Source organism: Pseudomonas sp. LFS044, from assembly GCF_047978245.1.
Lineage (GTDB): Bacteria > Pseudomonadota > Gammaproteobacteria > Pseudomonadales > Pseudomonadaceae > Aquipseudomonas.
Map to the genome: position 1 here is coordinate 59,602 of NZ_JBFPFX010000004.1, position 13,554 is coordinate 73,155.

General features: G+C 62.4%; 12 protein-coding genes. 3 read left to right on the plus strand and 9 right to left on the minus strand.

The genetic code is table 11. The features are described from left to right. Positions 1-156 precede the first annotated feature (156 nt). The 3 genes from phoB (at position 157) to ACNQPL_RS04350 (ending at position 3,659) form a co-directional block, all read left to right on the plus strand. The gene (gene phoB, locus ACNQPL_RS04340) at positions 157-846 is read left to right on the plus strand and encodes a phosphate regulon transcriptional regulator PhoB (protein ID WP_003253341.1); all 690 of its coding nucleotides are present in this window, start codon (positions 157-159) and stop codon (positions 844-846) included. Positions 847-894: 48 nt separating this feature from the next. Further along, the gene (gene phoR, locus ACNQPL_RS04345; protein WP_346612672.1) at positions 895-2,202 is read left to right on the plus strand and encodes a phosphate regulon sensor histidine kinase PhoR; all 1,308 of its coding nucleotides are present in this window, start codon (positions 895-897) and stop codon (positions 2,200-2,202) included. Positions 2,203-2,318: 116 nt separating this feature from the next. Continuing rightward, a complete protein-coding gene (locus ACNQPL_RS04350) occupies positions 2,319-3,659 on the plus strand; it encodes a hemolysin family protein (protein WP_346612673.1) in 1,341 nt (446 codons plus the stop codon). 39 nt (positions 3,660-3,698) lie between these two features. On the opposite strand, the gene ACNQPL_RS04355 is transcribed toward ACNQPL_RS04350, so the two are convergent. The 9 genes from ACNQPL_RS04355 to ACNQPL_RS04395 all read right to left on the minus strand — a co-directional run bounded on the left by ACNQPL_RS04355 (position 3,699) and on the right by ACNQPL_RS04395 (position 13,408). Next, positions 3,699-3,998, minus strand: a complete 300-nt coding sequence (locus tag ACNQPL_RS04355; RefSeq protein ID WP_416466077.1) for an addiction module antidote protein — start codon at positions 3,996-3,998, stop codon at positions 3,699-3,701. Continuing rightward, positions 3,995-4,297 (minus strand): type II toxin-antitoxin system RelE/ParE family toxin, encoded by a 303-nt coding sequence (locus ACNQPL_RS04360; protein ID WP_416466078.1) that lies wholly within the window; start codon positions 4,295-4,297, stop codon positions 3,995-3,997. The genes ACNQPL_RS04355 and ACNQPL_RS04360 overlap by 4 nt, the downstream gene beginning before the upstream one ends. Before the next feature lie 41 nt (positions 4,298-4,338). Next, complete coding sequence (locus ACNQPL_RS04365; RefSeq protein ID WP_416466079.1) at positions 4,339-5,241, minus strand: M23 family metallopeptidase; 903 nt, start codon at positions 5,239-5,241, stop codon at positions 4,339-4,341. A 238-nt stretch (positions 5,242-5,479) separates the two neighbouring features. Then, positions 5,480-6,373, minus strand: a complete 894-nt coding sequence (locus ACNQPL_RS04370) for a response regulator (protein WP_346612677.1) — start codon at positions 6,371-6,373, stop codon at positions 5,480-5,482. A gap of 165 nt (positions 6,374-6,538) precedes the next feature. Further along, complete coding sequence (gene phoU / locus ACNQPL_RS04375) at positions 6,539-7,309, minus strand: phosphate signaling complex protein PhoU (protein WP_346612678.1); 771 nt, start codon at positions 7,307-7,309, stop codon at positions 6,539-6,541. Between the two features lie 79 nt (positions 7,310-7,388). Beyond that, entirely contained in the window at positions 7,389-8,222 is an 834-nt protein-coding gene (pstB, locus tag ACNQPL_RS04380) for a phosphate ABC transporter ATP-binding protein PstB (protein ID WP_346612679.1), read from the minus strand. A gap of 72 nt (positions 8,223-8,294) precedes the next feature. Then, the gene (pstA, locus tag ACNQPL_RS04385; RefSeq protein ID WP_346612680.1) at positions 8,295-9,965 is read right to left on the minus strand and encodes a phosphate ABC transporter permease PstA; all 1,671 of its coding nucleotides are present in this window, start codon (positions 9,963-9,965) and stop codon (positions 8,295-8,297) included. A 17-nt stretch (positions 9,966-9,982) separates the two neighbouring features. Continuing rightward, complete coding sequence (locus tag ACNQPL_RS04390) at positions 9,983-12,271, minus strand: phosphate ABC transporter permease (protein ID WP_416466080.1); 2,289 nt, start codon at positions 12,269-12,271, stop codon at positions 9,983-9,985. A gap of 138 nt (positions 12,272-12,409) precedes the next feature. After that, the gene (locus tag ACNQPL_RS04395) at positions 12,410-13,408 is read right to left on the minus strand and encodes a phosphate ABC transporter substrate-binding protein PstS (protein ID WP_346612682.1); all 999 of its coding nucleotides are present in this window, start codon (positions 13,406-13,408) and stop codon (positions 12,410-12,412) included. Positions 13,409-13,554 lie beyond the last annotated feature (146 nt).

The window sequence follows — 13,554 nt, forward strand, 5'->3', positions numbered from 1 at the left end:
GGGGGTGGAGAGCGTTCAGATTGCCGCCGCGGCGGCCCTTTCAAGCCTAGCCCAGTCACGCAATGTCGCCAGAACGGCCAACCCTCTGTCACACAGCTGCAATAATTCCGTTATCTAATGCGGGCCAGACACGATATTCCAGGAGAGGTTTAGAGCATGGTTGGCAGAAACATTCTGATCGTCGACGACGAAGCACCTATTCGCGAGATGATCGCCGTTGCCCTGGAAATGGCCGGCTATGACTGCCTGGAAGCCGAGAACTCGCAGCAGGCCCATGCGATCATCGTCGACCGCAAGCCTGACCTGATCCTGCTCGACTGGATGCTGCCCGGCACCTCCGGCATCGAACTGGCCCGCCGCCTCAAGCGCGATGAGCTGACCGGTGATATTCCGATCATCATGCTGACCGCCAAGGGTGAAGAGGACAACAAGATCCAAGGCCTGGAAGTCGGTGCCGATGACTACATCACCAAGCCGTTTTCGCCACGCGAGCTGGTAGCGCGCCTGAAGGCCGTGCTGCGCCGCACCGGCCCCAGCGACAGCGAAGCGCCGATCGAAGTCGGTGGCCTGCTGCTCGATCCGATCAGCCACCGCGTGACCATCGACGGCAAACCGGCCGAAATGGGCCCCACCGAATACCGCCTGCTGCAGTTCTTCATGACCCACCAGGAGCGCGCCTACACCCGCGGCCAGTTGCTCGACCAGGTTTGGGGCGGCAACGTCTACGTCGAGGAGCGCACGGTCGACGTGCACATCCGTCGCCTGCGCAAGGCGCTGGGTGAGGCGTATGAAAATCTGGTACAAACCGTCCGGGGCACTGGCTACCGCTTCTCGACCAAAAGCTGATCGAGCACCTGAGCGCAAGCCTGCACGTCGTTGTACAAGGACCGTCAATTGAACCAGAACTGGCACGCGACCCTGATTCGCCACTTGTTGCTGCTGATCACCGTCTGCCTGATTGGCGGCCTGGTCAGCGGCTATTACGGCTGGAGCCTGGCCATCGGCCTGGGCTTCTACCTGGGTTGGACCCTCAAACAGCTGCTGCGCCTGCACGACTGGCTGCGCAACCACAAGCCCGATGAAGCACCGCCCGATGGCTATGGCCTGTGGGGCGAGGTATTCGACAGCATCTACCACCTGCAGCGCCGCGACCAGCGCGTACGCGGCCGCTTGCAGGCGGTGATCGACCGGGTGCAGGAGTCCACCGCCGCCCTGCGTGACGCGGTGATCATGCTCGACAGCGACGGTAACCTGGAGTGGTGGAACCGCGCAGCCGAAACCCTGCTGGGCTTCAAGACCCCACAGGATGGCGGCCAGCCGGTCACCAACCTGGTGCGCCACCCACGCTTCAAGGAATACTTCGAGTCGGAAAACTACGCCGAACCGCTGGAAATCCCCTCCCCGATCAATGACCGCATGCGGGTGCAGCTGCACCTCACCCGCTATGGCAACAACGAGCATCTGATGCTGGTGCGCGATGTCACCCGCATCCATCAGCTCGAGCAGATGCGCAAGGACTTCGTGGCCAACGTCTCGCACGAGCTGCGTACGCCGCTGACGGTGATCAGCGGCTACCTGGAAACCCTGCTGGATAACGTCGAGGACGTGAACCCGCGGTGGAGCCGGGCGCTGCAGCAGATGAGCCAGCAAGGTTCGCGCATGCAAACGCTGCTCAACGACCTGCTGCTGCTGGCCAAGCTGGAAGCCACCGACTACCCCTCGGACAACCAGCCGGTGCCGGTCGATGCGTTGCTGGCCGCGATCAACAACGACGCCCAGGCGCTGTCCGGCCCCCGCAACCAGCGCATTACCCTGGAGACCTCGCCCGGCCTGCGTTTGAAGGGCAGCGAGTCGGAACTGCGCAGCGCGTTCTCCAACCTGGTGTTCAATGCGGTGAAATACACCCAGGACGCCGGCAGCATCCGCATCCGCTGGTGGGCCGACGAACAGGGCGCCCACCTGTCGGTGCAGGACTCGGGGGTTGGTATCGATGCCAAACACCTGCCACGCCTGACCGAACGCTTCTACCGCGTCGACTCCAGCCGAGCCTCCAATACCGGGGGTACCGGGCTGGGGCTGGCGATCGTCAAGCATGTGCTGATGCGCCACCGCGGGCGCCTGGAGATCAGCAGCGTGCCAGGCCATGGCAGCACGTTCACCTGTCACTTCCCACTGGCACAATTGGCCAACGACAAGGGTTGATGCCAAGGGCCACTTTGCTTTTGTCGCCCCAGCCGCTACATTGGATCCCCTGTGCCAGCAAACGCTGGCACTTTTCTTTCTACCTTTTCTAAGACGGACCCCGTAAAAACTCCATCATGGACCCTTCCCCTGGTATCAGCCTCACCTCGCTCTTCGCCGATTTCGGCATGATCCTTTTTGCCTTGTTCCTGGTGCTGCTCAACGGCTTCTTCGTTGCCGCCGAGTTCGCCATGGTCAAGCTGCGCTCCACGCGCGTCGAGTCCATCGCCGAACAGCACGGCTGGCGCGGCAGCATCCTGCGCAAGGTACACAACCAGCTCGACGCCTACCTGTCGGCCTGCCAGCTGGGCATCACCCTCGCCTCGCTGGGCCTTGGCTGGGTCGGTGAACCGGCATTCGCCCACCTGCTCGAACCACTGCTGGCCTATTTCGGGGTCGATACCCCCGAACTGATCAAGGCCGTGTCGTTCTTCGTCGCCTTCTTCGTCATCTCGTACCTGCACATCGTGGTCGGCGAGCTGGCGCCCAAGTCCTGGGCGATCCGCAAGCCCGAGCTGCTGTCGCTGTGGACGGCCGTGCCGCTGTACCTGTTCTACTGGTTGATGTACCCGGCCATCTACCTGCTCAACGCCAGCGCCAACACCATCCTGCGCATTGCCGGCCAGGGCGAGCCAGGCCCGCACCACGAGCACCATTACAGCCGCGAAGAGCTCAAGCTGATCCTGCACTCCAGCCGAGGCCAGGACCCAAGCGACCAGGGCATGCGTGTGCTGGCCTCGGCCGTGGAAATGGGCGAGCTGGAGGTGGTCGACTGGGCCAACTCCCGTGAGGATATGGTCAGCATCGACGCCCATGCACCGCTCAAGGAAATCCTCGCCTTGGTGCGCCGCCACAAGTTCAGCCGCTACCCGCTGTACGACGCCGAGCGTGAAGAGTTCACCGGGCTTCTGCACATCAAGGACCTGCTGCTGGAGCTGGCCGAGCTGGAACACCTGCCGGAAACCGTCGACCTCGAAGACCTGGCCCGTCCGCTGGAGCGCGTGTCGCGGCATATGCCGCTGTCGCAGTTGCTGGAGCAGTTCCGCAAGGGTGGCGCGCACTTCGTGCTGGTCGAGGAAGCCGATGGCAAGGTGATCGGTTACCTGACCATGGAAGACGTGCTGGAAGTGCTGGTGGGTGACATTCAGGACGAGCACCGCAAGACCGAGCGCGGCATCCTCGCCTACCAGCCGGGCAAGCTGCTGGTGCGTGGCGACACGCCGCTGTTCAAGGTCGAGCGCCTGCTAGGCATCGACCTTGACCACATCGAGGCGGAAACCCTGGCCGGGCTGATTTACGAGACCCTCAAGCGCGTGCCTGAAGAAGAGGAAGTGCTGGAGGTCGAGGGCCTGCGCATCATCATCAAGAAGATGAAAGGGCCGAAGATCGTGCTGGCCAAGGTGCTCAAGCTCGATTGACGCAACCGGGCCGCATCGCGGCCCCATGGATAATGCTGGTCAGTTTGCAGGTTTTATGTGCTTGCGGGTCGTCAGGTCCAAACCAACGGCTCGCATCACCGCCAGCATTGTTTTCAAGGTGGGGTTGCCCTTTTCCGAGAACGAACGGTAGAGGTGCTCCCGGGAAACGCCTGCCTCATTCGCTATGGCCGACATTCCCTTAGCGCGAGCGACCACACCAAGAGCCTGCGCGATGTAGGCTGCATCACCCGTTTCGAAAGCGTCTTCCATAAACACGGCGATTGATTCTGCGTCCGTCAGCGCTTCGGCTGGATCATAGTCATAGAACTGTTCTTTCATTCGTCGTCACTCCACTGGCTGGCCAGGGTTTTCGCTGTCTCGATATCGCGTGCCTGGCTGCTCTTGTCTCCACCACACAACAACAATACCAGCTGATGTCCACGCTGCTGGAAATACACGCGGTAACCGGGGCCGTGGTGGATACGCAGTTCACTAATGCCTTGACCCACAGGCTGAACATCACCTAGCAATCCATGCGCCAGACGAAAAATACGTGCGGCGATGATAGCCCTTGCCCGCTTGTCCCGAAGCTTGCGTTCCCAATTCCTGTAGGTGGCAGTTTGTTTGATGCTCTTCATACAGCACTTGTAGCTTATAAATCACACACGAGCAAGTATCCTCAAGGGTTGCCGGCCGTGAAGTCCGGCAGCCCGCCGATCGGCCGGTCGAACTGAAAGGGTATCGACTCCAGCGCCAGCCCGACGTTGCGCTGCACCACGAAGTGCAGGTGTGGCCCGCTGCTGTTGCCGGTATTGCCCGACTTCGCCAGCGCCTGCCCCAACGCCACCTGCTGCCCCTCGGTTACCACTACCGAACCGCGCATCAGGTGCAGGTACACGCCCATGGTGCCGTCCGGGTGCAGAATGCGCACGAAATTGCCTGAGGGGTTGGTGCCTCGCCCGGTCTGGTTGTTCTCGACTTTCACCACCATCCCGCCCCGCGCCGCAATGATCGGTGTGCCTTCCGGCATGGCGATGTCCATGGCGTAACGGCCCTTGGGGCCGAAATGGCTGAAGCGGCCGTTGGGCCCCTGGCTGAGCCGGAACGGCCCGCCTTTCCACGGGAAGGGGTAGCGATAGGCCTGCGAACGCTGGCCAGGGTCGCCCATGGCGTATTGAAAGTTGCTGGCATACTTCAGCGGCCCGCCGGGCGCCGCCAGCACCGAGCTGAGCACCTTGGTAGAGCGCGGCCCGACCACGGCACGTATCAGCCGCGGGCCATTGCCGCCGAAGGCATTGGCCAGCTGGTCGATGCGCAGCTCGACCTGCATGGGCACGTAAAGCTCGTTACGCACCACGAAGCGAACACCGCCGGGGAACGGCTCGGTCTGCAGGCGCACCTGGCGGTCCAACCGCTCGAACATCGGCTCGCGCAGCTCGAAGGCTTTTGCGCCTGGGCTGGGCCGCTCGGAGTAGGAAGCCACGCCGAAATTGTCGGTGGTCTTGTAGATGGTCATGCCCAAACTCGACGCCGAGGCCGAAAGCAAGGCACACAAAAGCAGCAAGCGGGCGATGGCGGGCATGATAGTGGCTTTTTGACAGGTGATGTTCTGTCGAAGCCTAGCAGCGGGATTTGCGGAGCGGTATGACAGTTGGTCGGATGCCGGCTCCCACAGGGTAGCCACAGACTTCAGGCCCGCAAGCGCACCGCATACCCTGTAGGAGCGGCTTCAGCCGCGAAGCAGGCGCCGCGGTGAATGGCACCGGCTTCGCCGGTGTTCGCGGCTGAAGCCGCTCCTACAGGATCCCCGGAAGGCCAGATCAGGCGCCGGGGGTGAAATGCTTCTGCGCCGTACCACGGGCGATCAGCCGCGACAGGTAATCGAGCTTCTGCGCATCCTGATCGACGAACTTGAACGTCAGCTGCAACCAGTCGCTGTCAGGCTTAGGCTCCAGCGCTGCCACGGCATGCAGGTAACCATTCAACCGCGCCACCTCGGCGCTCTCGCCCTGCTCCAGGTCAAGCACCGCCCCTTCCAGCACCTGTGGCAGGTTGGCACTGCGACGCACCACCAGCAGCGCCTCCTTGAGGCTCAGGGCCTTGATGACACAAGGCTGGGTGCCGCTGGACAGGCGCAACTGGCCCTGGCCACGGCCGGACTGTGCAGCAGCAGCTGCAGTCTGCGGCTGCGGAGCGTTGATCAACGGTTTGGCCGCTGCAGGTGCCGCAACCTTGACCGCTTCAGGCTTGCCGCCAGTCAGCGCGCTCAAGGAATCGTTGGCAAAGGCCGAGTTGACCCGCGCCGGGCCGCCTGCCATCAGGCTGTCGAGCTTGCCGATCCTGGTCAGGGCCTTTTTTACCTTGGTCAGCAGCTGCTCATTGGTGAACGGCTTGCCGACGAAGTCGGACACGCCGGCCTGGATGGCCTGAATCACGTTCTCCTTGTCGCCACGGCTGGTCACCATGATGAACTGCAGGCTCTTCATCTCTGGCTGCTGACGGCACCAGGTGAGCAGTTCCAGGCCGGACATTTCCGGCATCTCCCAGTCGCACAGCACCAGGTCGAACTGCTCTTTGCCCAACAGGGTCATGGCCTTGCGGCCGTTGACCGCGTCTTCGATGACCATGCCGGGGAAGGCATTACGCAGGCACTTCCTTACCAGATCACGAATGAACGGCGCGTCATCCACGACCAGCACATTGACTTTACTCATCGATACTCCTCTTGAACCCGGACTAGCCTACCGTCGATTGGTGGCCATTTGCCAATACCTGGGCCACGCCGGGACTTCTTTGCATCGTTCGCGGGTGCCTGCTGACTGCTCTGGCGCAAACGAAAACGCCCGGCGAAGGCCGGGCGTCGATGCTCGGGAGCAATCTTATTTATCGTCCGGTTCAGCCGGAACATTAGCGATTTCGGCCTCATCCAGCGCAGTACCCTGGACTTCTGCCTTCATGCGCTTGAGGCCCATGTGGCGCACATCGGTGCCGCGAACCAGGTAGATCACCAGCTCCGAGATGTTGCGCGCGTGGTCGCCGATACGCTCCAGCGAACGCAGGGCCCAGATGACGCTCAACACCCGCGAGATCGACCGCGGGTCTTCCATCATGTAGGTCACCAGCTCGCGCAGAGCGGTCTTGTACTCACGGTCGATGGTCTTGTCGTATTGCGCCACCGACAGCGCCAGGTCGGCGTCGAAGCGGGCGAAGGCGTCGAGCGCATCACGCACCATGTTGCGTACCTGGTCGCCGATGTGGCGCACCTCGACGTAACCGCGCGGCGACTCGCCTTCCTCGCACAACTGGATGGCGCGGCGGGCGATCTTGGTCGATTCGTCACCAATGCGCTCCAGGTCGATCACCGACTTGGAGATGCTGATGATCAGCCGCAGGTCGGAGGCCGCCGGCTGGCGACGGGCGAGGATGCGCACGCACTCCTCGTCGATGTTGCGCTCCATCTGGTTGATCTGCTCGTCGACTTCACGCACCTGCTGGGCCAGACCCGAGTCGGCCTCGATCAGCGCGGTGACCGCGTCGTTGACCTGCTTTTCGACCAGGCCGCCCATGGCCAGAAGGTGGCTGCGCACCTCCTCCAGCTCGGCGTTGAACTGTTGGGAAATATGGTGCGTCAGGCTTTCTTTGTTGATCATCGTTTCGCTCCGCGAAGAAGCTGCAAGCTTCAAGTAGTTCGTATCGTTCCCTGGCCCCCGCTCCCACGGGGGGAGGTGCCTAGCCGTAGCGACCGGTGATGTAGTCTTCGGTCTGCTTCTTCGCCGGGTTGGTGAACAGGGTGTCGGTATCACCGAATTCGACCAGTTTGCCCATGTACATGAAGGCGGTGTAGTCCGAAACACGGGCCGCCTGTTGCATGTTGTGGGTCACGATAACGATGGTGTACTTGGATTTCAGTTCGTAGATCAGCTCTTCGACCTTCAAGGTCGAGATCGGGTCAAGTGCCGAGCAAGGTTCGTCGAGCAGCAGTACTTCAGGCTCCACGGCGATGGTACGGGCAATCACCAGACGCTGCTGCTGGCCACCGGACAGGCCCAGAGCCGAGTCGTGCAGGCGGTCCTTGACCTCGTCCCACAGGGCGGCGCCCTTCAGGGCCCACTCGACGGCCTCGTCGAGCACGCGCTTCTTGTTGATGCCCTGGATCCGCAGGCCGTAGACCACGTTCTCGTAGATGGTCTTGGGGAACGGGTTGGGCTTCTGGAACACCATGCCGACGCGGCGGCGCAGCTCGGCCACGTCCTCGCCCTTGCGGTAGATGTTGTTGCCGTACAGGTTGATGGCGCCTTCAACGCGGCAGCCGTCAACCAGGTCGTTCATGCGGTTGAAGGTACGCAGCAGGGTCGACTTGCCGCAGCCGGACGGGCCGATGAAAGCGGTCACGCGCTGCTTGGGGATATTCAGGCTGACGTCGAACAGGGCTTGCTTGTCGCCATAGAACAGGCTCAGGCCCGGTACTTCGATGGCAACGGTTTCTTCGGCCAGGCGCAGGCTCTGCTTGTCGCGGCCCAGGGCAGACATGTCGATGCCGTGGGTGTGGGATTCTTGCTGCATGGTCAACTCCATACGCTATCAATTCGTTTCAAAGGGCCGCCCGACTGCGGGCGGCACGCTTGCAAATCAGGCTCAGTGGTCGAGCGCCTTGTACTTCTCGCGCAGGTGGTTACGGATCCACACCGCCGAGAGGTTGAGGGTGGCAATTACCATTACCAGCAGCAGCGCGGTGGCGTACACCAGTGGCCGCGCGGCCTCGACGTTGGGGCTCTGGAAGCCGACGTCGTAGATGTGGAAGCCCAGGTGCATGATCTTCTGGTCCAGGTGCAGGTACGGGTAGTTGCCGTCCAGCGGCAACGACGGCGCCAGCTTCACGACACCCACCAGCATCAGCGGCGCCACTTCACCGGCAGCGCGGGCCACGGCGAGGATCATGCCGGTCATCATCGCCGGGCTGGCCATCGGCAGCACGATCTTCCACAGGGTCTCGGCCTTGGTCGCACCCAGCGCCAGCGAACCCTCACGGACCGTGCGTGGGATGCGCGCCAGGCCTTCTTCGGTGGCCACGATCACCACCGGCACCGCCAGCAGCGCCAGGGTCAGCGATGCCCACAGCAGGCCCGGGGTACCCAGGGTCGGTGCCGGCAGCGATTCAGGGAAGAACAGCCGGTCGATCGAACCACCCAGCACGTAGACGAAGAAGCCCAGGCCGAACACGCCGTAGACGATCGCCGGAACGCCCGCCAGGTTGTTCACGGCGATGCGGATCAGGCGGGTCACCGGGCCTTGCCTGGCGTATTCACGCAGGTAGACCGCGGCCAGTACGCCGAACGGTGTAACGATCACGGCCATGATCAGGGTCATCATCACGGTACCGAAGATCGCCGGGAAGATACCGCCCTCGGTGTTGGCTTCACGCGGGTCGTCGCTGAGGAACTCCCAGACCTTGGCGAAGTAGGTGCCCATCTTGGTCAGCCCGGACATGCCGTTCGGCTGGATGGCATGCACCACCTTGCTCAGGTTGATCTCCACTTCGCGGCCGTTGCCGTCGCGGGCAACCAGGCTGTCGCGGGCGAACGCCTGGTGCAGGCCGCTGAGGCGGTCTTCGATGGCCTTGTAGCGGCTGTTCAGCTCGGCGCGCTCGGCGTCCATGTCGGCCTGGGCAGCAGCGTCCAGCTTGCCTTCCAGCTCCAGCTTGCGACCGTGCAGGCGCAGGCGTTCGAGGCCATGGTTGATGGCACCGATGTCTTTCTTCTCGAGCTGCTGCAGTTCGCCGTTGAGTTGGTTGGCGCGCTTGAGGCGGGCTTGCAGCTCATTCCAGGCATCAGCGCCTTGGGCAACGACACGGCCTTCTTCCTTGACGCTGACCAGGTAGCCATAGAAGTTGCCCCACTCGCGGCGCTCCAGGGCAATCAGGTCGGCCGGGTGCTGTTCATCGACCAGCCAGTCGCCGACCACCCAGGTGAAGTCGCTGCCGTTGAGGTCGCGGTTACCCACCTTGATCAGCTCGCGAGTCATGAACTCCGGGCCTTCGTCCGGTACCGGCAAGCCGGCACCTTTCAGGCGGGCGCGGGGCACTTCTTCCTTCTGTACCACTTCACCGACCACGATGTGGTCAGCCTGGCCCGGCACCTTGTAGGTTGCCTGGACCAGGTCGGCCGGCCAGAAGTGGCCCAGGCCGCGCACGGCGATCACAGCCAGCAGGCCGACGGTCATGATCACCGCCATGGCCACCGCGCCACCGCTGATCCAGACGCCGGGGGCGCCGCTCTTGAACCAGCCTTTGAGGGAATCCTTTTTCACGGATCTCTACCTTTCTATCAAAGCGACGAGTATTTCTTGCGCAGACGCTGGCGAATCAGCTCGGCCAAGGTGTTCATGACGAAGGTGAACATCAGCAGCACGAGTGCAGCGAGGAACAGCACGCGATAATGGCTGCCGCCGACTTCCGACTCGGGCATCTCGACCGCCACGTTGGCGGCCAGGGTGCGCATGCCTTCGAACAGGTTCATCTCCATCACCGGGGTGTTGCCGGTGGCCATCAGCACGATCATGGTCTCGCCCACTGCACGGCCCATACCGATCATCAGTGCCGAGAAGATACCCGGGCTGGCGGTCAGGATGACCACGCGGGTCAGGGTCTGCCACGGCGTCGCACCCAGGGCCAGGGAGCCCAGGGTCAGGCTGCGCGGCACACTGAACACGGCGTCTTCGGCGATCGAGTAGATGTTCGGGATAACCGCAAAGCCCATGGCGATACCGACTACCAGGGCGTTGCGCTGGTCGTAGGTGATACCCAGGTCGTTGGTGATCCACAGGCGCATGTCACCGCCAAAGAACCAGGTCTCCAGGTACGGGCTCATGGTCAGGGCGAACCAGCCGGTGAACAGGATCACCGGGATCAGGATCGCAGCTTCCCAACCATCCGGCACACGCAGGCGGATCGACTCCGGCAGGCGGCTCCAGATGAAGCCCGCCAGCAGGATGCCGAACGGCATCAGCACGAACAGGCTGAACACACCCGGCAGGTGACCTTCCAGGTACGGTGCCAGGAACAGGCCGGCGAAGAAGCCGAGGATCACCGTCGGCATCGCTTCCATCAGTTCGATCACCGGCTTGACCTTGCGGCGCATGCCCGGGGCCATGAAATAGGCGGTGTAGATCGCAGCGGCAATGGCCAGCGGTGCCGCCAGGATCATCGCGTAGAACGCGGCCTTGAGGGTACCGAAGGTCAGTGGCGACAGGCTCAGCTTGGGCTCGAAGTCGGTGTTCGAAGCGGTCGACTGCCAGACGTACTTGGGCTCGTCGTAGTTCTCGTACCAGACCTTGCCCCACAGTGCGCTGAAGGACACTTCAGGGTGCGGGTTCTTCAGGCTCAACGGCAGCAGCTTGCCACCTTCTTCGATGATGATGCGGTTGGCGCGTGGCGACAGGGCCAGGATGCCAGCCCCTTCGGCAGCCGGCTCCACCAGCAGCGTACGGTGTGCAGTGCTGTGGAACACACCAAGCTTGCCGTCGCTGTCCAGGGCGATGAAGCCCTTGCGGCGCTCTTCGGCATCGATCTGCACAACCGGCGCCTTGCCCATCTGGAAGGTGCGGATCTGCTTGAAGCGCGATTCACCATCCGCGTCGCGGGCCATGAACCACTGGGCCAGGCCACCTTTAGAGTCACCCACGATCAGCGAGATGCCGCCGACCAGTTGCGCGGTGGCGGTGATCTCGGTGTCGGCGCTCTCGGACAGCTTGTAGCGGCCGTTGAGGCTCTTGTCACGCAGGCTGAAGACGTCTGCGGTGGCACGGCCGTTGATCACGTACAGCCACTGCTGACGCGGATCGATGAAGATGTTCTTCACCGTCTCGGTCATCTGCGGCAGTTCGATGCGGTTCTCTTCGGTGGTGACCTCGTCGGTCATCATGTTCTCGGTGCGCGTCAGCTCGAGCACCTGCAGGTGCGCACCGGTAGAGCCGGCCAGCAGCAGGGTATCGCCGTTGACGTTGACGCTGACGTGTTCCAGCGCACGGCCTTGGTCATCGAGCACGAAGGGCTCCTGGCCGTACGGGTAGTCGATGCCGGGGGCGATGGTCTTCTTGTTGTCCGGGTAAGTGATCTTGTAGGTGTGGTGGAACACCAGCGCCTTACCGTTGGACAGCCCCAGCACCACCATCGGGCTACCCGGCTGGTCGGTGCTGATCGAACTGACTTGCGTGCCTGCTGGCAGCGGCAGGTCGACACGCTTGAGCTCATTACCAGTCTTGGTATCGAAGAACAGTGCCTGACCCTTGTCCGAAACGCGCATGCCGACCAGGTTCTGCTCTTCAAGGGCGATCATCAGCGGCTTGCCGGCATCCTGCTGCAGCCAGGTCGGCTCCAGTGCCTTCTTGCTGGTCAGCTCGGCGCCCTGGAACAGCGGCAGCACCACGTAAGCCAGATAGAAGAAGATCAGGGTGATGGCTGCCAGCACGGCAAGCCCGCCCACCAGTACATACCAGCGGGTCAGGCGATCCTTGAGAGCGCGCATGCGGCGCTTGCGTTGCAACTCGGGCGTATTGAAATCAATCCGCACGGGAGGGGAATTTTGGGTCATTGTGGAGTTGGCCAGATCATTCATGCGCACACCCTAGCGGTCCCGTATGACAAAAACATGACAGTGCATTGACGCAAAAAAGCCCGCCGCTCAGGAACCCTGGCTTCGGACCGAGAATTCGTGGAGGAGGCCAGCAGCAGTGCCGGCCTCTTCCTCAGTTACTTACTTCTTTGCAACGTTACCGGCGTGGGACAGGCCCAGGTCAGCCAGGGTCTTGTCGACCACTTTGGCCGGCAGCGGGATGTAACCATCCTTCACCACGACCTGCTGGCCAGCTTGCGACAGCACCAGCTTGATGAACTCGGCGTCCAGCGGGGCCAGAGGCTTGTTCGGGGCTTTGTTGACGTAGACGTAGAGGAAGCGCGACAGCGGATACGAACCGTTCAGGGCGTTGGCTTCGTTGTCTTCGATGAACTCACCGCCTTCTTTCTTGGCCAGGGCCACTGTCTTGACGCTGGCGGTCTTGTAGCCGATGCCCGAGTAGCCGATGCCGTTCAGCGAGGAGCTGATCGACTGCACGACCGAAGCCGAACCAGGCTGTTCGTTGACGTTAGGCTTGAAATCGCCTTTGCACAGGGCTTCTTCCTTGAAGTAGCCGTAGGTGCCCGACACCGAGTTACGGCCGAACAGCTGCACTGGCTTGTTGGCCAGGTCGCCGGTCACGCCCAGGTCACCCCAGGTTTTGACATCGGCCTTGGCGCCGCACAGGCGGGTGGACGAGAAGATCGCATCGACCTGGGCCATGGTCAGGCCTTTGATCGGGTTGTCCTTGTGCACGAATACGGCCAGGGCGTCGACGGCAACCGGGATGGCAGTCGGCTTGTAGCCGTACTTCTGCTCGAACGCCTGCAGCTCGACGTCCTTCATCTTGCGGCTCATCGGGCCGAGGTTGGCGGTGCCTTCGGTCAGCGCGGGTGGCGCGGTGGAGGAGCCGGCAGCCTGGATCTGGATGTTTACGTTTGGATATTCCTTCTTGTAGGCCTCGGCCCACAGAGTCATCAGGTTGGCGAGGGTGTCCGAACCGACGCTGGAGAGGTTGCCCGAAACACCGGTGGTCTTGGTGTAGGTCGGGATTGCTGGGTCGACAGCGGCTACCGCATTGGCGGTTGCTACGCCAGCGGCGGCGAAGGTAAGGGCCGCCATCAAACGCTTCAGTTTCATGCCTTGCTCCTAGCAGGAATATTGGGGGTGTTGGATGGATCGGGCCCAAGTATCTGCAGGCCGCATGAACACGATATGACTTCAATATGACAATTGGATGAAAGGCCATCACCGGAAACCCGGGATGGCCTTTCAAGATGTTGCAG